The sequence below is a fragment of the Streptomyces sp. HUAS 31 genome (assembly GCF_028198125.1).
Lineage (GTDB): Bacteria > Actinomycetota > Actinomycetes > Streptomycetales > Streptomycetaceae > Streptomyces > Streptomyces chartreusis.
Genome location: NZ_CP116353.1, coordinates 2640380 through 2659037 on the forward strand (window position 1 = coordinate 2640380; position 18658 = coordinate 2659037).

18 protein-coding genes and 1 riboswitch are annotated in these 18658 nt (G+C 70.1%); of the genes, 8 read left to right on the top strand and 10 right to left on the bottom strand.

All coding sequences use genetic code 11. The features are described from left to right. Positions 1-210: 210 nt before the first annotated feature. The 3 genes from PGH47_RS11665 to PGH47_RS11675 form a co-directional block, all read right to left on the bottom strand. A complete protein-coding gene (locus PGH47_RS11665; protein WP_125529424.1) occupies positions 211-1242 on the bottom strand; it encodes a C40 family peptidase in 1032 nt (343 codons plus the stop codon). A 211-nt stretch (positions 1243-1453) separates the two neighbouring features. Further along, positions 1454-2797 (bottom strand): NYN domain-containing protein, encoded by a 1344-nt coding sequence (locus PGH47_RS11670; RefSeq protein WP_271663365.1) that lies wholly within the window; start codon positions 2795-2797, stop codon positions 1454-1456. 40 nt (positions 2798-2837) lie between these two features. Then, the gene (locus tag PGH47_RS11675; protein WP_030953300.1) at positions 2838-3077 is read right to left on the bottom strand and encodes a hypothetical protein; all 240 of its coding nucleotides are present in this window, start codon (positions 3075-3077) and stop codon (positions 2838-2840) included. 164 nt (positions 3078-3241) lie between these two features. Here PGH47_RS11675 and PGH47_RS11680 point away from each other — a divergent pair, with 164 nt between their 5' ends. From PGH47_RS11680 to PGH47_RS11710, 7 genes are all read left to right on the top strand, one after another. Next, positions 3242-4003: a rhomboid family intramembrane serine protease gene (locus PGH47_RS11680; RefSeq protein ID WP_271663366.1), complete on the top strand. Its 762-nt coding sequence runs from the start codon at positions 3242-3244 to the stop codon at positions 4001-4003. Next, positions 4000-4281: an Lrp/AsnC family transcriptional regulator gene (locus PGH47_RS11685; RefSeq protein ID WP_030953305.1), complete on the top strand. Its 282-nt coding sequence runs from the start codon at positions 4000-4002 to the stop codon at positions 4279-4281. The genes PGH47_RS11680 and PGH47_RS11685 overlap by 4 nt, the downstream gene beginning before the upstream one ends. Before the next feature lie 98 nt (positions 4282-4379). Next, positions 4380-4649, top strand: coding sequence for a small secreted hydrophilic protein (locus PGH47_RS11690; RefSeq protein ID WP_271663367.1), 270 nt, complete (start codon positions 4380-4382; stop codon positions 4647-4649). A 179-nt stretch (positions 4650-4828) separates the two neighbouring features. Further along, entirely contained in the window at positions 4829-6193 is a 1365-nt protein-coding gene (locus PGH47_RS11695) for a sensor histidine kinase (protein WP_365103237.1), read from the top strand. Continuing rightward, a complete protein-coding gene (locus PGH47_RS11700) occupies positions 6190-6852 on the top strand; it encodes a response regulator transcription factor (protein ID WP_271663369.1) in 663 nt (220 codons plus the stop codon). Before PGH47_RS11695 ends, PGH47_RS11700 begins: the two co-directional genes overlap by 4 nt. Before the next feature lie 57 nt (positions 6853-6909). Continuing rightward, a complete protein-coding gene (locus PGH47_RS11705; protein WP_271663370.1) occupies positions 6910-8319 on the top strand; it encodes an SLC13 family permease in 1410 nt (469 codons plus the stop codon). Between the two features lie 121 nt (positions 8320-8440). Continuing rightward, on the top strand, positions 8441-9634 hold the full coding sequence (locus tag PGH47_RS11710; RefSeq protein WP_271663371.1) for a glycerate kinase: 1194 nt from the start codon (positions 8441-8443) through the stop codon (positions 9632-9634). Here PGH47_RS11710 and PGH47_RS11715 read toward each other — a convergent pair. From PGH47_RS11715 to ctaE, 6 genes are all read right to left on the bottom strand, one after another. Continuing rightward, a complete protein-coding gene (locus tag PGH47_RS11715; RefSeq protein ID WP_271663372.1) occupies positions 9589-10971 on the bottom strand; it encodes an aminotransferase class V-fold PLP-dependent enzyme in 1383 nt (460 codons plus the stop codon). The genes PGH47_RS11710 and PGH47_RS11715 overlap by 46 nt on opposite strands. 129 nt (positions 10972-11100) lie before the next feature. After that, a riboswitch (SAM riboswitch) is annotated at positions 11101-11217 on the bottom strand. A gap of 75 nt (positions 11218-11292) precedes the next feature. Continuing rightward, positions 11293-12357 carry an anthranilate phosphoribosyltransferase gene (trpD, locus tag PGH47_RS11720; protein ID WP_271663373.1) on the bottom strand — a complete coding sequence of 355 codons (1065 nt, stop codon included), beginning with the start codon at positions 12355-12357 and terminating at the stop codon, positions 11293-11295. Positions 12358-12497: 140 nt separating this feature from the next. After that, positions 12498-14135 carry a cytochrome bc1 complex cytochrome b subunit gene (gene qcrB, locus PGH47_RS11725; protein ID WP_107907005.1) on the bottom strand — a complete coding sequence of 546 codons (1638 nt, stop codon included), beginning with the start codon at positions 14133-14135 and terminating at the stop codon, positions 12498-12500. Next, positions 14132-15181 carry a cytochrome bc1 complex Rieske iron-sulfur subunit gene (gene qcrA / locus PGH47_RS11730; RefSeq protein ID WP_107907004.1) on the bottom strand — a complete coding sequence of 350 codons (1050 nt, stop codon included), beginning with the start codon at positions 15179-15181 and terminating at the stop codon, positions 14132-14134. Before qcrA ends, qcrB begins: the two co-directional genes overlap by 4 nt. After that, positions 15178-15990 carry a cytochrome bc1 complex diheme cytochrome c subunit gene (gene qcrC, locus PGH47_RS11735; RefSeq protein ID WP_107907003.1) on the bottom strand — a complete coding sequence of 271 codons (813 nt, stop codon included), beginning with the start codon at positions 15988-15990 and terminating at the stop codon, positions 15178-15180. Before qcrC ends, qcrA begins: the two co-directional genes overlap by 4 nt. A gap of 79 nt (positions 15991-16069) precedes the next feature. Then, positions 16070-16690 carry an aa3-type cytochrome oxidase subunit III gene (ctaE, locus tag PGH47_RS11740; RefSeq protein ID WP_107907002.1) on the bottom strand — a complete coding sequence of 207 codons (621 nt, stop codon included), beginning with the start codon at positions 16688-16690 and terminating at the stop codon, positions 16070-16072. Between the two features lie 145 nt (positions 16691-16835). On the opposite strand from ctaE, the gene PGH47_RS11745 reads away from it, so the two are divergent. Further along, the gene (locus PGH47_RS11745; RefSeq protein WP_107907001.1) at positions 16836-17237 is read left to right on the top strand and encodes a response regulator transcription factor; all 402 of its coding nucleotides are present in this window, start codon (positions 16836-16838) and stop codon (positions 17235-17237) included. Positions 17238-17352: 115 nt separating this feature from the next. Here the strand turns inward: PGH47_RS11745 and PGH47_RS11750 are convergent, their stop codons facing one another. Then, complete coding sequence (locus PGH47_RS11750; protein ID WP_271663374.1) at positions 17353-18615, bottom strand: L,D-transpeptidase; 1263 nt, start codon at positions 18613-18615, stop codon at positions 17353-17355. Between the last annotated feature and the right edge of the window lie 43 nt (positions 18616-18658).

An 18658-nucleotide genomic window follows, 5' to 3' on the forward strand; every position in this document is an offset into this window, starting at 1 on the left:
GCTGGCGGACAGGACCGTTTCCCCGGCGTCGGGGAAACGCGGCAGACAGTAGCTCCGTGCGGGGGCGGCGACCAACGACCGTGGCGAACACACAAAGTGACGCCCCGCCTCTGACGCAGGTCATCGGCGGGGCGTGGGGTCAGTCGGGGGTGCCGCAATTCGCTCGTTCGGGCGGCACCCTGTGTTGATCTTGCGGGCGTCGAGCCGGGATCAGATCCGGACGCCGAACTGGAACGGCATGTTGTTGATCGACTCGTAGCGGACGACCGTGCCGCTGCGCGGGGCGTGGATGACCTGGCCGTTGCCGGCGTAGAGGCCGACGTGGTGCAGGTCGCCGTAGAAGATGACCAGGTCGCCGACCTTGAGCTCGCTCATCGACAGGTGCGTGCCGTAGCTCGCCTGGGCCTGCGAGGTGCGCGGGATGGAGACGCCGGCCTGGCCGTAGGCCCAGGAGGTCAGGCCCGAGCAGTCGTAGGAGGCGGTGCCGGTGGCGCCGTAGACGTACGGCTTGCCGAGCTGGCTCTGGGCGGCCTGGAAGGCGGCCATGGCGCGGCCGGAGGCGGAGCCGGTGTTGCCGAGGTCGACGCGGTCGGCGGCGGAGCGGCTGGCGCGCTGCTCCTCGGCGGCGAGGGCGGCCTTCTCGGCGGCCGTCAGGGTGTTGAGAAGCTTCTGGGCCTCGGCGAGCTTGCCCTGAACCTGCTTCTTCTTCTTGCCCAGTTCGGTGCGGGTGGAGGCGAGGTCCTTGAGCTTCTCGGAGGCCTCGGCGCGCTGCTGTGCGAGCTCGCGCTGCTTCTCCTGGACCTTCTTCAGCTGCTCGACCTGCTGGGCGCTGAGCTGGTCGGCGGTGGACGCCTTGTCCAGGTAATCGTCGGGGTTCGACGACAGGAACAGCTGGAGGGAGGAGTCGATGCTGCCGGTGCGGTACTGGGCGGCGGCGGCCAGGCCCATGGAGTCGCGCAGCTCGTTCAGGTCTTCCTGACCGCGGGCCACGTTGTCCTGGATGGTGGAGATCTCCTTCTGGAGCTTCTCCTGCTTCTCCTTGGCCCCGTTGTACTTCTCGGTGGCCTGCTCGGCCTCCTCGTAGAGCTTGTCGACCTTGGCCTTGACCTCGTCCTTGCTCGGCTTCTCGCTGGGGGCCGCGTTGGCCGCCTGCGAACTTATGGCCACGGCAGCAGCCGCCGCTGTGGTGAGCACGGTCACGCGTGCTCGGCTCGGCTGCTTCGGTCGACGGTGGGACGCCACTGAGGTGAAACCCTTCTTGTGAGTGATCACCCGCTCGGAGGTTCGAGGCCAGACCCTAGTGACCCTCCTGTGATCAGATCAAATCCTCACAAGAAAAATCTCGTCACACACTGCATTCTTTACACACAACTCACATGGTGTGATGCGCGGTTGACACTACGTTGCGCGACGGTCCACCCAATTCGGGCATTGCCCCAGTACGTTGACCGATTCAGGACAGTCGCTTCAGAAGCACCGCAGAAGCCACCGGGCGTGCGCCGGCGCGCGCCACTCCGTCGGCGACCTCGCGGTCGGTGGAGGCGACGATGACCGGACGCCCCGGCGGCTCGGCGCGCACCAGCTGTCGGATCAGCTCGTCGGCGGTCACGCCCGGCTTGGAGAACAGCACCCGCACGCCGCGTGGCGGCGCGAGCAGCACCGGCGCGGCCAGCTCGGCCCCGTCGAAGACACAGGTCACCTCGGCGCCGGTCTGCGCGGCGAGCTGCGAGAGCTGGCCCAGCAGCCGCAGACGCTGCTTCTCCAGGGGCATCTGGGGATAGCCGGTCTTGGTGACGTTGTAGCCGTCGACCACCAAGTGGGCCTGCGGCAGGGCCAGAAGCTGGTCGAGGATCGCGGGGTCGTTCTCCGACAGCGCCCGCGCGGCGATGTCCTTCGGGGTCATTCGTCCCGGTTCGACCGCGTCCACGGTCTCGGCGGGGCGCACGGAGACCGGCGGCAACGCCAGTTCCCGGCGCAGCCCTTGGGTGGCGTCCAGCAGGGTGTCCAGAAGCAGCCGGACGCGCATGTCCTCGACACTGCGCCCCTCGCGTGCCGCTCTGCGCGTGCCCTCCAGGGCGGCCTCGGCCTCCCCGAGCCGCGCCTTGAGCCGGCGGGTCTCGCTCTCGGCCGCGGAGACCTGCGCCTGCCCCTCGGCGCGCACGGTCTCGATCTCGGTCTGCACCTTGCGCAGGGCGGCCTCGCCGCGCTTGACGTCACTGAGGGCGGAGCGCAGCTTGCGGTGAAGCGATTCGGCTTCCTTCTTGGCCGCGTCCAGCTCGGTGCGCAGCCGCTCGGCCTCGTCCCGGGTGTGCTCCCGGGCGTGGGCCAGCTCCTCGCGCAGCCGGTCAAGCTCGGCGCGGGTCTCCTCGTCGGCACGCTCGGCGTCGGCCCGCTGGGCCTCCTCGCCGGCCGCCGTGACCAACTTGACCCAGCCGGTGGGCCGCAGAACATAGGCCGCGGCCGCCACGTCGAGCGGGTCCGCGGCCGGAGGCGCCGAGCCTGAGTCGAGAGCGCCGGTGAGTTCCGGCTGGGCCTCTCTGAGCTTCTCGCCGATGCGCTGGCGGAACAGCGGATCCGTCTCCAGCGCGGCGGCCATCGCGTTGCCGGCGAACTTGGCCCGCCGGTTCGGCGCGAATCTGGCGTACTGGCGGAGCTGCGCGGGCAGTTCGCCCACGGTCAGCCCGCCGAAGCCGTCGGACACGATCTGGACGACCTTGCGCCGCACGGCGTCGGGCAGCGGACGGTCGAGCACCTCGGCGGCGCCGTCGCCCGGCCCCCCGCCTTGTGTCTCCACCATCCGTCACACCTCGATATCCGTGCGGGGCCGTCCCCGATCGTCAGGAACCGGCGCCCGGCCTGTCCACGAGTTCCACCTTGTCCACCGCGTTGCACCAGCGGCAGCGCACCGACTCGATCGTCTCACTGAGCACCTCGCGCTCCTCGACCTTCGGCTCGCCGGCCAGATCGAGGTGCAGGTACTCCACGACCTTGGACGAACGTGTCACGTCGAAGCGGGTGAGGTTGCCACAGAGGGTGCAACGCCACCGCGTCGTGTCGGTCGGCAGGGGAACCGTCATCGTGACTGCGCTCTTTTCCTCTAGGCCTTCTATTGTCGGCCACGCGCCGGGCTGCGGTGCGTGTGGCTCGTAACCCTACGGCCTGGCGGGTACTCGTCGCCCGTCCGTCCACGGCGGCGAGGCGGTCTGTGCGACTGCGTCCGGTTACGTCATGCTCTGTATCCATGATCGGCAACTGGAGCGTGGCGCATTTCCGGGCTCGGTTCGGCAGAGCCGGGGGACGACCTGCCCTCGCGTCGCCGTCGCCGGTGACGTACGGGCTGATCACCCTGTGCTGCCTGCTCTTCCTGCTGAGCCCGGCTGCGGGGCTCAATCCGGCGTACGGCTCCGGCGAGGAGCTGATCGCCGCGCAGCGGGCCTATTTCCATCGCTGGGGCGTGGTGCCGGCGGAGCTGTTCGAGGGGGCGCCCCGGGCCGTCCTCACTCCCGCGACGGCCCTGTTCGTGCACGGCAGCTGGGTGCACCTGCTCGGCAACATGCTCTTCCTCTACGTCTTCGGCGCGATGACCGAGGAGCGGATGGGCCGCGTCCAGTTCACGCTCTTCTACCTCGGCTGCGGCTATCTGGCCCTGCTGGGCTACGCCGCCGCCAACGACGACTCCACCCAGTCCCTGGTCGGCGCGTCCGGGGCGATCTCGGCCGTCCTGGGCGCGTTCCTTTTCCTCTTCCCCGGAGCGCGGGTGACAAGCCTGCTGCCGTTCCTGCTCTTCCTGCCGCTGCGCTTCCCGGCCTGGGTCGTGCTGCCCTTCTGGGCGGCCCTGCAGTGGGTGGCGGCCGGGCGGGCGACGCAGGGGCCCGGGGTGGCGTATCTGGCGCACCTGGTGGGGTTCGGCCTTGGCTTCGGCTACGCGTGGGCCCGGTTCGGGCGGCCTACTAGAGTGAAAGCCGCCCCAGCTCCGGCCCCCGAGGGAGAGAACCAGCCGTGATCACCGCGATCGTCCTGATCAAGACCAGCGTGGACCGGATCCCCGAGATCGCGGAGCGGATCGCTTCGCTGGAGAACGTGACCGAGGTCTTCTCCGTCACCGGCACCTACGACCTGATCGCCATGGTCCGGGTGACGGAGCACGAGGAGCTCGCCGAGGTCATCCCGGGCCGGATCAGCAAGATCCCCGGCGTCGAGGGCACGGACACGCACGTGGCGTTCCGCACCTACTCCCAGCACGACATCGAGGCCGCGTTCGCCATCGGCCTGGACAGCTGAGGCCCGGGGCCGCCGCTCAGGATGCCGCCGCTCAGGATGAGGAGTTCTTCATCCTGGGCTCATCCTGAACGCCGTCCGGCGTGGGCAGGATCGCCCGTATGGCCTTCTCGCACCGGATCGCGGCCCTCGCCGCCGTCGTGGCGATCCCGCTCGGCATCGCCGCGACCAGCTTCGCCCTCACCGACCAGCCGAAGTCGCCGGAGGTGCCGTCCAGGGTGGAGCTGGACAGCGGCTCCCCCACGCCGACGCCCACCCGGCCCGCACCGACGCCGACGCCCAGCGACGAGGTCGTCTCCCGCCCGCCGGTGACCGACAGCCCCGCGAGTGACGACGATGACGATGAATCTGACCGGGACGAGGACGGCTGAGCGCCTTGCCGGAAGAGTCGTGATCATCCGTCTGCGGGTTCGTCGTGGCTGGTCGCGCAGTTCCCCGCGCCCCTTCGGGGCGCGGCTGCACGGAACGGTGTTCTGTGGTGACACCCCCTAGCCCCGTCTCCCGGCGGGTCTCCGCGCGGGTTCGGATTCTGTTGTGGCTGTTGCTCGTGATGGCCGTGGGGCTGGTGTCCGTGGCCACGACGACGCGGTCGATCCTGCTGCGGGACGTCGATCACCGGGCGAACGGGCTGCTGGCGCAGGAGGCCGGGGAGTTCGCCAACTTCGAGGAGCGGGGCGTCGACCCCGAGACGGGCCGGCCGTTCACCGACCCGTCGCGGCTGCTGCGGGAGTTCCTGGTGCGGCAGTACGCCGACCCCGACGAGGAGCTGATCGGCCTGGTGGGCCGGGCGGGCGACACCCCGGCCCAGATCATCCAGCCGCGCGAGATCCCGGTGGCCGTACCGCTGCACGAGGACGCCGCCGCCCGCCGCCGTATCTTCGACTCCCCCGGCTCCACGGGCACGGTCGACCGGTCCTCCGGCGAGATCCGCTGGGCGAAGGTCGCCGTCGCACGGGCGGGCGGCGAGACGGAGGCCGCGTTCGTCGTGGCGTTCCACCCGGGGCGCCAACAGGCCGCGGTGAACGAGGAGTTCCGTATCCTGCTCGCCATCTCCGGCGTCGCCCTGCTGCTGACGACCGGCATCGGCTGGGCGGTGGCGGGACGCATCCTCAAACCCGTACGGCTGGTGCGCACCGCGGCCGCGCAGCTCACCGAGCAGGACCTCACCCGCCGTATCCCGGTACACGGGCACGACGACATCGCCGCGCTCGCGGAGACCTTCAACGCGATGCTCGACCGGCTGGAGCGCGCCTTCGCCGCCCAGCGCGAGTTCGTCGACGACGCGGGCCACGAACTGCGCACACCGATCACCATCGTGCGCGGCCACCTGGAGCTGATGGGCGACGACCCGGCCGAGCGCGAGGAGACGATACGGCTGGTCACCGACGAGCTGGACCGGATGAGCCGCATCGTGGAGGACCTGCTGCTGCTCGCCAAGGCCGAGCGCCCCGACTTCGTCGCCCCGGAGCCGGTGCAGCTCGCCGAGCTCACCGCCGACGTCTACGTCAAGGCCCGCACCCTCGGCGAGCGGGACTGGCAGCTCGCCGAGGTGGCCGACGTCGAGGCCGAGCTGGACGCCCAGCGGATCACCCAGGCGATGGTCCAGCTCGCCCAGAACGCCGTGCAGCACACCGCACCCGGACAGTCCGTGCTGATCGGCTCCCGCGCCGACGGGCACGGCGTCGAGTTGTACGTCGCCGACTCCGGCTGCGGTGTGCAGCCGCAGGACGCCGACGTGATCTTCGAGCGGTTCCGGCGCGGCACGTCCCGGCGCGGCGCCCGGGGCTCCGGGGCCGGGCTCGGCCTGTCGATCGTCCGGGCCATCGCCGAGGCGCACGGCGGCCGGGTGCGGCTGCGCGCCACCGAGGGCGGCGGCGCCACCTTCGTACTGGCACTGGGAGAGGGACACACGTGAACCGGATCCTCATCGTCGAGGACGAGGAGCGCATCGCCTCCTTCGTCGAGAAGGGCCTGCGCTCGAACGGCTTCACCACGACCGTCGTCGGCGACGGCGAGGCGGCGTACGAGTACGCCGTCACGGGCGCCTTCGACCTGGTGGTCCTCGACATCGGCCTGCCCGGCCGGGACGGCTTCACGGTGCTGCGCGAGATGCGCGAGGCCCGGGTGACGGTCCCGGTGATCGTGCTGACCGCGCGGGACTCCGTACGGGACACGGTGGCCGGTCTGGAGGGCGGCGCCGACGACTGGATGACCAAGCCGTTCCGCTTCGAGGAACTCCTCGCCCGGGTGCGGCTGCGACTGCGTACGGCGGCCAGGGCGCCCGAGGTGACGGTGCTGCGGTCCGGCCCGCTCACCCTGGACCTGCGCACCCGGCGGGCCCGGTCCGGGGACCGGACGGTCGATCTGACGGCCCGTGAGTTCGTGCTCCTGGAACTGTTCCTGAGGCACCCGGGGCAGGTACTGTCCCGCGAGCAGATCCTGTCGCACGTGTGGGGCTACGACTTCGACCCCGGCTCCAACATCGTGGATGTGTACGTGCGGTCGCTGCGCAAGAAACTCGGCGCCGAACGGGTCGAGACGGTCCGCGGCGTGGGGTACCGGCTGCCCGCGTGAAGTCCCCTTCATGTACCGCTCATCGAGAGCTCACGGCTCAGGTGAACCCTCGATGACGTGACCCTGAACCTCCGTCCGCTCGCGGCCCTGTGTGTGGCGCTCTCGCTGTGCGCGCTGCTCGCGGTGCCCGGCAACTTCGCGGGACTCGGCGCCGACGCCCGCCTCACCCTCGCCGTGTTCGCGCTGGCGACCTGCGCCTGGATCGCGACGCCGGTCGACGACACGTACATCGCGCTGGGCGCCGGGCTGGCGCTCACGGTGACCGGCGTGATCAGCAGCGACACGCTCTTCGGCACCCTCGGCGACTCCACGGTGTGGCTGCTGATCTGCGCCTTCGTGCTGGCGGCCGCGGTGACCCGGACGGGGCTCGCGGGCCGGGCGGCGGCGTTCCTGGTCGGCGGGGCGCGCACGGTGCGGCAGCTGGTGCATCTGACCACGGCCGCGCTGGTCGTCACGGCGTTCGCGGTGCCGGCCACCTCGGGACGGGCGGCGCTCGCGCTGCCGGTGTTCCTGGCGCTGGCCAAGGCTCTGGCCGACCGGCGGCGACTGGTCGTGATGCTGGCGCTGCTGTTCCCGACCGTGATCCTGCTGTCGGCGGTGGCGACCCTGATCGGGGCCGGCGCGCATCTGATCACCGTGTCGGTGCTGTGGCAGGCCACGGGTGACCGGATCGGCTTCACCGAGTGGCTGCTGCTGGGGCTGCCGCTCGCCGTGGTCTCCTCCCACCTGGCCGCCGAGACCGTCCTCCTGACGACCACCCGTCGCGCGGACCGCGAGGGCGCCGTGCGCATCACGCCCGAGCAGATCCAGGAACAGAGCGACGACCCGGTCACCGGGCCCTGGTCGCAGGCCGAGAAGCGGTGTGCGCTGCTGCTCGGCACGGTCGTGGTGCTGTGGTGCAGCGAGCCGTTGCACCGGGTACCGCCCGCGGTCGTGGCGCTGATCGGCGCGGTGGTGGCGGCCTCGCCCGCCCTGGGGACGGTGCATCTCAAGGACGCGCTGAAGACGGTTCCGTGGGCGCTGCTGCTGTTCATGGCGGCGACGATGGCGATGGGTGTGGCGCTCGCCGACTCCGGGGCGGCTGGGTGGCTGGTCGGCGGGCTTCCGTCGGGCGTCAGCCCGCTGTTGTTCCTGGTCGTCGTGGTGGTGATCAGTACGGCCGCCCATCTGGTCCTGCAGTCCCGGTCGGCCCGGTCCTCGGTGCTGGTGCCGTTGGTGGTCGCGGCGGCGGTGGGGGCCGGGGTGAATCCGGTCGCGGCGGCGCTCGCGTCCACCGCGGCGGCGGGGTTCTGCCATACGCTGCCGGCTTCGGCCAAGCCGGTGGCTCTCTTCTCCGACCTTACCGGGACTCCGACGTACACCCCGCGTGACCTGCTGCGCCTGTCCGCAGTCCTGGCACCGCTGACCGCCGCGCTCGTCCTGCTCTTCGCCGTGGCGGTGTGGCCGCTGTTGGGAGTTCCACTGTGAGTGCCCCCGACATGTCTACGGGTGGCTGCCGCGCCGTCTTGGCTGGTCGCCCAGTTCCCCGCGCCCCTTGGGGGCGTTGCCCCTCAGGCGTTGTCCTGTCCCGACCTGCTGAGGAGATCCGATGCTGACCCGAGTAGTGGTGGCCCCCAGCGGGTTCAAGGAGTCGTTGTCCGCGCAGGCCGCCGCCGATGCCATCGCGGGCGGGGTGCGGCGGGTGTTGCCGGAGGCCGTGCTCGATCTGATTCCGCTGGTGGACGGGGGTGAGGGGACCGCCACCGCGCTGGCCGCCGCGACCGGCGGGCGGCTCGTCGCCCTGCCTGCCACGGGGCCGGTGGGCGAACGCGTCGGCACGCACTTCGCGCTGCTCGGCTCCCGGGACACGGCGGTCGTGGAGATGGCCGCGGTGGCCGGGCTGTCCCTCGTCCCCCGGACCCGGCGCGACCCGGGCACTACGACGACGTACGGCGTCGGCGAGCTGATCCGCGCCGCGCTCGACACCGGCGTACGACGGATCCTGGTCGGCTGCGGGGACTCCGGTACGTCCGACGGGGGCGCCGGCGCGCTCCAGGCACTCGGCGCCCGGCTGCTGGACGCCGACGGCTTCGAACTCCCGCACGGCGGAGGCGAGTTGGCCCGGCTCGCGCGGATCGACCCGGCCGGCCTCGACCCGCGTCTGCGGGACGTGGAGCTGCTCGTGGCGTGCAATCCGTACAACGTCCTGTGCGGCGAGCGCGGCGTGGCCCGTGTCTTCGGACCGCAGAAGGGCGCGACGCCCGCGCAGGTGGAGCACCTGTCGACGGGGCTGGAGAACTGGGCAAGCGTCCTCACCCGTGACCTGGGTGTCGCGGGGACGGACCTCTACGGCGGCCCCGGCACCGGAGCCTCCGGCGGTCTGGGCGCCGGCCTCGCCGCGCTCGGCGCCCGCCTGCTCCCCCGCTTCGACGTGCTCCTCGACCACCTCGACCTCGATGCCCGCCTGGCCCGCGCCGACCTGGTCGTCACCGCCGAGGGCGCCCTGGACCACCAGACGTCCCGCGGAAAGGTCCCGGCCGAGGTGGCCCGCCGGGCCAAGCTGTACGGCCGCCCGGTGCTCGCGCTGGCGGGCACGCTGGGCGAGGGCGCCCACGACGTACCCGGCGTCGACGCGTTCAGCGGCATCCTGCCCGCGCCGATGGCCCTGGCGGAGGCCCTGGTGCGGGCCTCCGAACTGCTCACGGACGCGACCGAACGCGCCCTGCGCATGATCCTGCTGGGCGCCCGGCTACCCGCTCACGCGGAGGTGTCCGGCACGCAACGACCGTCCTCGGTGCGGTAGTTCCACTTCGCGCCGTCCGTCACGAGTTCCTTCACGGCGTTCACGAACCGCTCGACGTGCTCGTCCGGCGTACCGGCACCGAAGCTTACGCGGATGGCGTTGAGGGACTTCTCGCCGGGCGCCGCCTCCGGGGCACCGCACTCGCCCTGGGCCTGCGGGTCGCTGCCGAGCAGGGTGCGGACCAGCGGGTGGGCGCAGAACAGGCCGTCCCGGACCCCGATGCCGTACTCGGCGGACAGGGCGGCGGCGAAGTGGGAGCTGTTCCAGCCCGCGACGACGAAGGAGAGCACGCCGACCCGCGGGGCGTCGTCGCCGAAGAGGGAGAGGATCCGGACCTCGGGCACCTCGGCGAGACCGGCCCGCACCTTCTCGATCAGGTACTGCTCACGGGCGACGAGGTCGTCGAAACCGGCCTCGGTGAGTGCCTTGCAGGCGGAGGCGATGGAGTACGCGCCGATGACGTTCGGGGAGCCCGCTTCGTGCCGGGCGGCGCTGTCGTGCCACTCGACGTCGACGCCGCCGTCCTCGCGCCGGGACACCTTGCGGCTGGCGCCGCCGCCCGCGAGGTACGGCTCCGCCGCGCGCAGCCAGTCGGAGCGGCCGGCCAGCACGCCGGAGCCGAACGGGGCGTACAGCTTGTGTCCGGAGAAGGCGATCCAGTCGACGTCCAGGTCACGGACGCTGACCGCGTGGTGCGGGGCCAGCTGGGCGGCGTCCAGGACGATCCGGGCGCCGTGGGCGTGCGCGGCGGCGGCGAGTTCGCGCACCGGCCACAGCTCGCCGGTGACGTTCGAGGCGCCGGTGACACAGACCAGGGCCGGGCCGTAGCCCCCATCAATCGACACAGTGCGGTCCGCGAGGGCGCGCTCCAGCGTCTCGACGGCCTGGCGGGGGGTGCGGGGCGCGTTGAGGTAGGTGACGCGGGCGTCGCGCCACGGCAGCAGCGAGGCGTGGTGCTCGGTCTCGAACACGAAGACCTGGCAGTCGGCCGGGAGGGCGGCGGCGAGGAGGTTCAGCGAGTCGGTGGTGGACCGGGTGAAGACGACCTGGTCGTCGTCCCGGCAGTCGAGGAACTCGGCGACCGTCCGGCGGGCGTTCTCGAACAGGTCGGTGGAGAGCTGCGAGAGGTATCCGGCACCGCGGTGGACGCTGCCGTAGTACGGCGCGTAGGCGGCCACGTCGTCCCAGACGCGCTGGAGGGCGGGGGCGCTGGCGGCGTAGTCCAGCGCGGCGTAGGTGACTTCGCCGCCAGTGACGAGGGGGACGGTGACATCCCGGCCCAGAACGGGCAGCGGGGCACAAATGGTCTGAACGGAGGCAGCGGTGGAGACAGACATGACGGAACTCCCGTGAGAGGAAAGAAGAAAGTGAAAGTGGGTGCGCGGAGGCGGGGCTCGGCGGCCCTATCGCATTCGCTTGCTCACGGAAGACTCCCTCGAACGACCAGGACCCTTGGTTTCGAGAGGGGCCCGCGCTTGCCGTAGACCTCGCTGCCTACGGCCTGGTCTTCACCCGGGGCACCCCGCCACGGACGGAGGGTTGCCGGACAGTCGGCCGGGGCCTCATGACTGTCACTCATGACCTGGTACAGGAACGTACGCGAAATGATCGTCGTCCCGCAACCCGTGTCCGGATCGCGGGACGACGTCAGGTGCCGATCAGGCGTTGCTCGCGGCGACCCACCGCTCCAGCGTCCGCTTCGCGGACCCCGAGTCGATGGACTCCGCCGCCTTGGCCATACCGGCCCTGATCTGCTCAGTCAGCGGCCCGTCGCCGGGCGCCAGCGCCACCAGCGCCGCCGCCGAGTTCAGCAGTACGGCGTCGCGCACCGGCCCTGTCTCGCCGTCCAGGAGGCGTCGGGCGACCTCGGCGTTGTAGGAGGCGTCGGCGCCGCGCAGCGCCTCCACGGGGACCAGCTCGATGCCGACGTCGCGCGGGTCGAAGGCCTCCTCGGTCACCTTGCCGTCGCGCACGACCCACACCCGTGAGGTCGCGGTGGTCGTCAGCTCGTCGAGGCCGTCGTCGCCGCGGAACACCAGCGAGGAGTTGCCGCGCTCGGCGAAGACGCCCGCGACGATCGGCGCCATACGTGGGTCGGCCACGCCGACCGCCTGGGCCCGCACCTTGGCGGGGTTGGTCAGCGGACCGAGCACGTTGAACGTCGTCCGGATGCCCAACTGTCCGCGCGCCGCGGCCACATGGCGCAGCGACGGGTGGAACTTCACCGCGAAGCAGAAGGTGATCCCGGCCTGCTCGGCGACCTGCGCCACCCGCCCGACCGGCAGTTCCAGGTTGACGCCGAGCTTCTCCAGCACGTCCGAGGCGCCCGACGCCGACGACGCGGCCCGGTTGCCGTGCTTGACGACCTTCGCGCCGGTGCCGGCGATGACGATCGCCGACATCGTGGAGATGTTGACCGTCTTCGCGCCGTCGCCGCCCGTGCCGACGATGTCGACGGTCGGCCCCGGCACCTCGATCACATTCGCGTGCGCGTACATCGTCCGGACCAGTCCGGTGATCTCCTGCACCGTCTCGCCCTTGGCCCGCAGCGCCACCACGAACCCGGCGATCTGCGCGTCCGTCGCCTCGCCGCGCATGATCAGGTCCATCGCCCACGCGGTGTCGTCGGCGGACAGGTCCCGGCCGTCCAGCAGGCCGTTCAGCAGCAGGGGCCAGGAGCGGCCCGCCGCGGTGTCGCCTCCAGCGGGGGTCACAGCGCTCATAAGCCGCTCCAGGTTCGGGCGTCCCGCACTACGGGACGCGAGTCTCAACGAGTCCACCCTATCCAGCCCCGGGACACGGAGAAGGGCCCCGTCCGAAGATCGGACGGGGCCCTTCTGCCGTGGCGTGGCGTGCGCAGCGATCAGTGGTGGCCGTGGCCGCTCGTGATCTCCTTGTACTCCTCGACGGTCGGCTTCGGGATCTGGCCGTCCTCGCCGTAGTAGGACTTGCTGAGCTTGGCGCGCAGCTTCTCGGAGCCCTTCACCTTGCGCTCGACGCCGTTCTCGTCGACCGCGGGGCCGATCTGGGCCGGCTCGTACTGCTCGTGCGCGGTGAGCGTGTACAGCGCGTCCTGGCTGAGCGGCTCGTGGACCTCGATGAACTCACCGTGCGGCAGGCGCTTGATGATGCCCGACTCGCGGCCGTGCAGCACCTTGTCCTTGTCCCGGCGCTGGAGGCCGAGGCAGATGCGCTTGGTGATGATGAACGCGAGGACCGGTCCGGCGAAGAAGCTGATCCGGACGAACCAGGTGACGGCGTTGATCGACAGGTGGAAGTGGGTGGCCCACAGGTCGTTGCCACCGCCGACCAGACCGATCATGTACACCGTGACCCAGGCGACGCCGAACGCGGTACGCGTCGGGGCGTTGCGCGGGCGGTCCAGGATGTGGTGCTCGCTCTTGTCGCCGGTGACCCAGGACTCGATGAACGGGTAGAGCGCGATCGCACCGAGGACCAGGCCGAAGAGCACCAGCGGGATGAACACGCCGAGGACCAGCGTGTGACCCCAGAAGTTGACCTCCCAGCCCGGCATGTACCGGACCAGACCCTCGGCGAAGCCCATGTACCAGTCGGGCTGGGCGCCGGTGGAGACCATGTCCGGCCGGTAGGGACCGATGGCCCAGACCGGGTTGATCTGCGCGACCGCCGCGATCACCGCGATGACACCGAAGACCAGGAAGAAGAAGCCTCCGGCCTTGGCCATGTAGACCGGCAGCAGCGGCATGCCGACGACGTTCTTGTTCGTCTTTCCGGGGCCCGCGAACTGCGTGTGCTTGTGGTAGAAGACCAGGATCAGGTGGCCGACGACCAGACCGAGCATGATGCCCGGCAGCAGCAGGATGTGGATCGAGTAGAAGCGGGCGACGAAGTCGACGCCCGGGAACTCGCCGCCGAAGAGGAAGAACGAGATGTACGTGCCGACGATCGGCATGGACAGGATCGCGCCCTCGGTGAAGCGGACACCGGTGCCGGAGAGCAGGTCGTCCGGGAGCGAGTAGCCGGTGAAACCGGTGAACATGCCCAGGACGAACAGCAGGAAGCCGAACAGCCAGTTGATCTCACGCGGCTTGCGGAACGCGCCCGTGAAGAACACGCGCATCATGTGCACGAACATGCCCGCGAGGAAGATCAGCGCGGCCCAGTGGTGGATCTGCCGGATGAGCAGACCACCGCGCACGTCGAAGGAGATGTGCAGCGTGGAGCTGAACGCCTCCGACATGAGCTGTCCCTGGAGCGGGACGTAGGAGCCGTGGTACTCCACCTCGTTCATCGACGGGTGGAAGAACAGCGTCAGATACACACCCGTGAGGATGATGATGATGAAGCTGTAGAGGCAGACCTCACCCAACATGAACGACCAGTGGTCGGGGAAGATCTTGCGCATGTTGGCCTTGGCGAGGGAGTAGATCCCCAGCCGGCCGTCGGCCCAGTCGGCGACGCGCTCGCCGGCCGGTGCCTTCCCGCGAGAGCGGGACTCGGTGGTCTCTGTAGTGCTCATCCGCGCTCCCAGAATGCAGGACCGACGGGCTCCGTGAAGTCGCCGAGCGCCTCAAGGTAACCCTCGTCGTTCACCCCGATGCGCAGCTGCGGCAAGGGGTGGCCGGCCGGGCCGAAGATGACCTTGGCACCGTCGGCGAGGTCGAAGGTGGACTGGTGGCAGGGGCAGAGCGCGTGGTGCGTCTGCTGCTCGTACAGGGAGATCGGGCAACCGACGTGGGTGCAGATCTTCGAGTACGCGACGATGCCCTGGTAGGACCAGTCGAGTTCCTGCTTGTCCTTGATGTCGTCCGGCTGGAGCCGGATGACCATCAGGGCCGCCTTGGCGATCTCGTTCTGGAAGTCGTGGTCGTGCTCCTCGAGGCCTTCGGGCTTGACGAAGGTGAGGGAGCCGACCGCGACGTCCGCGGGACGCAGCGGCTCGTTGGTGTTCATGTTCACGAGCAGCTTGCCCTTGGACCACAGGGTGTGGCGCAGCTTGGTCCCGGGCAGCGGGCCGAGGTCACGCAGCAGGACGACGCCGGAGAGCGGGAACAGGGCCAGCGCGCCGAACATCGTGTTGCGGATCAGCTTGCGCCGACCCAGCGCCGACTCCTTGGCGCCCTGCTTGAAGTCGGCCATGACCTTGGCCTTGACCTCGGGCTCCGCGGCGATCGGGTGCCGGTCGTCCGCGACCTCCTCGTCCGACATCAGGGTGCGGGCCCAGTGGACCGCGCCCGCGCCGATGCAGAAGAGCGCCGCGCCGAGGGTCAGACCCAGCGCGAAGTTCAGCGCGTTGAGGTGACCGATCGGGAAGACGAAGATCGACTTGTCGTGCGGGATCGCCACGTACGAGGCGATGAAGCCGACGGTGGCGAGCATCGAGACCGTGAACAGCAGGGCGACCGTGCGCTCGGACCGCTTGGCGGCCCGCTCGTCGATGTCCTGGATCCGGTGCTCGTGGGGCGGCAGGCCGGGGTCGGCGAAGGGGTGCTTCTCGTCCGCTACCGCGACGGTGGCGTCCTGCTCAGCGGGCAGGTTCTCTTCTGGAATGTCTTGGCTACTCATGACTTCTTGGCCTTTGCGGTCCGAGCGGCGACCCAGATGGCGACCGCGATCAGGGCACCGAGACCGAAGATCCAGGAGAAGAGGCCCTCACTGACCGGCCCGAGGCCGCCCAGCTCCAGACCACCCGGGTTCACCGTCTCGTCACTGTTGACCGCGTGGAGGTACGCGATGATGTCCTTCTTGTTCTGCTCCGACAGCGTGGTGTCGGGGAAGGACGGCATGTTCTGCGGGCCGGTCTGCATGGCCTCGTAGATGTGCTTGGGGTCGACACCCTCGAGGCTCGGGGCGTACTTGCCCTTCGTCAGCGCGCCGCCCTTGCCGGTGAAGTTGTGGCACTGGGCGCAGTTGTTGCGGAAGAGCTCACCGCCCTTGGCGATGTCCGCACCCTCCGGTCCGTACTGCTCCTCGGTGGGGACGGACGGACCCGCACCCAGAGAGGCGATGAACGCGGCGAGCTGGTCGATCTCGGCCTGCGAGTAGATGTTCTTCTTCGCGGGGACCTGGGCGCCCTGGGAGGTGGCGGCCGGCATACGGCCCGTCGACACCTGGAAGTCGACGGCGGCAGCGCCGACGCCCACCAGGCTCGGGCCGTCGGAGGTCCCCTCACCACTGGCTCCGTGGCAGCTGGCGCAGCCGACGGTGTAGAGCTTCTTGCCCTCCTCGATGGTGAGGGACTGGGCGGTTTCCTCGGCCTGCGCCTTGTCCGCGGGAGCGAACACGGCGTACAGCCCCCCCGTGCACGCCAGCGCGAGGAGTAGGACGACGACTGCCGCCAGCGGATGGCGTCGTCGTGCGGAGAGCTTTTTCACGGATTACCCCGGTGTCAGGATCTTCTGCGTCGATGCTTCTGTTAGGTGCGTTGTGGAACGCGCGCGGGATCGGGCCCGGCTACTTGATCATGTAGATCGTGGCGAAGAGGCCGATCCAGACGACATCGACGAAGTGCCAGTAGTAGGACACGACGATCGCTGCGGTCGCCTGCTCATGCGTGAACCTCCGAGCCGCGTAGGTGCGGCCGAGGACAAACAGGAAGGCGATGAGTCCGCCCGTCACATGCAGTCCGTGGAAGCCGGTGGTCAGGTAGAAGACCGAGCCGTACGGGCCGGACGAGAGCGAGATGCCCTCGTGCCTGACCAGCTCGGTGTACTCGTACACCTGACCGCCGATGAAGATCGCACCCATGATGAAGGTGACGATGAACCAGCCCCGGAGCTTCTTCACGTCACCGCGCTCGGCGGCGAAGACGCCGAGCTGGCAGGTGAGGGAGGAGAGCACCAGGATCGTGGTGTTCGTCGCCGAGAACGGGAAGTTCAAGGCCTCGGCCTGTGAATCCCAGTACTCGGGCCCCGTCACCGATCGCAGGGTGAAGTACATCGCGAAGAGGGCCGCGAAGAACATCAGCTCGGAACTCAGCCAGATGATGGTTCCGACGCTGGTGAGGTTCGGCCGGTTGACCGACGGGTGCGCGTGCCCGGTTTCTACTGTCGTTGCTGTCGCCACGACCGACATTATGTCGGTCGCTTATCCCGCCCTCACTCCGGGGGGTGCCGTTCGGAGTGTCTTGGCCGTTCGTACCGGTGTTGACGTGGTGTTCAAGGGAGTAGCATCCGCGGCATCGGGTCTTTCCGTACGACACTTACGTCTCGGAGGAAGCATGCAGCCGACCGCCACGGTGCTGGTCTACAGCGACGACTCCAACACCCGCGAGCAGGTGCGGCTGGCGACCGGGCGAAGGCCCGCTCCGGACGTCCCCGTGGTGGAGTTCGTGGAGTGCGCGACGCCCGCGGCCGTCGTCAAGGAGCTGGACAAGGGCGGGATCGACGTCTGCGTCCTGGACGGCGAGGCCGTGCCGATGGGCGGCATGGGGGTCTGCCGGCAGATCAAGGACGAGGTGTTCAACTGCCCGCCGGTGCTGTTGCTCATCGGGCGGCCGCAGGACGCGTGGCTGGCCACGTGGAGCCGTGCCGAGGCGGCTGTGACGCTGCCTGTGGAGCCCGTGGAGTTCGCGGAGGCGTTGGCGGGCCTGCTGCGCACGAAGCGGCTGCAGAGCGCCTAGGAGCGCGGTCGGGCGCCGAGGGGTTCGGGGGCGCGGCTCTGTGGGCGGCTGCGGGTCCGGTGTGGCTGGTCGCGCAGTTCCCCGCGCCCCTGAGGTCGGCGGCTGCCCTGTCGGCCTAGACGCTCTGTGGCCTCAGCCGTGCCCGTTCCGCGGGGCTCGGGCCGTCAGGGGTGCCGGCGACCAGGGCGCTGCCGTTGCGCCAGTTCTTCCAGTCCAGGTTCCAGTCGCCGAAGCCGTTGCCGAACGGCTCCATCGTGTTGCCGTACGAGTTCACGACCTTGACGATGTCGCCCTCGCGGACGTTGTCGAAGAACCACTCGGCGTTGGCGGTGCTCATGCCGGTGCAGCCGTGGCTGACGTTGGCGTAACCCTGGGAGCCGACCGACCAGGGGGCTGCGTGCACGTATTCGCCGCTCCAGGTCACCCTGGTGGCGTAGTAGACGGGTAGGTCGTACGACTCGGAGGAGCCCTCGGCTATGCCGATGCTGGTTCCGCGCATCCGTACGAAGTACTCCTTGCCCAGGACCACCTTGACGCCGTTGCGGGTCTCGAAGCCTGGCTTGCCCGTCGTCACGGGTATGGACCGCACCTCCTCGCCGTTGCGGTAGAGCGTCAGCTGGTGGGTGGAGGCGTCCGTGACGGCTATGACCTGGTCTCCGATGGTGACCTTCAGGGGCTTGCCCTTGCCGCCCCAGAGGCGGTCGCTGATCCGCACGCCCTCCAGGTCGCTGCGGGCCTGGACGGTGGCGCCGGCGGGCCAGTACTCCTTGGGCCGGTAGTGGAGCTTCTTGTCGTCCACCCAGTGCCAGTTGCCGTCCACCGCGGGGACGGAGTCGACCCGCAGGGCCCGCTCGACCGTCGCCCGCTGGTTCTTGTCCTTGACGGGCCGGCTCAGTTCGGCGGTGATGGGCTGGCCGACGCCGTACTTGCCCGCCTTGGGCCCGAACGTCACCGTCAGGTGCTTCTTGCTGGTCGGCTTGCTGGTGTCGAAGGTGAGGACCTTGCGGCCGGGGGCGCCGTCCTCGTCCTCGGTGCTCACGCGGACCGTGTAGCGGGCGTTGGCGGCCAGCGGGGAGGTGCTGTGCCACCTGGTGCCGTCGGCGGAGAGTTCGCCCGTCACGTAGCGCCCTGCGGCGTCCTTGGCGGTGACGTCGGTGATCCGACCGTCGGAGTCCTCCGCGGTGATCTCCAGGGGCTTGTCGGGGTCGGCCTTCTCGCCGTCGCCCGAGGGGCCGTTGAAGGCGATCTGGTCGGCCGCGTCGTACGGCTCCGCTGACAGCGGATTGCCGTCGCTGCTGCATGCGGCGGCGCTCGCGCCGAGCGCTATCAGCAGGAGCGTGCAGCCTATGACGGTGCTCTTGCTCGGTGTTTTGCTCATGGCCTCACGCTAGGAAGCAGCGTCAGCGGCGGCGCGCCGGAGG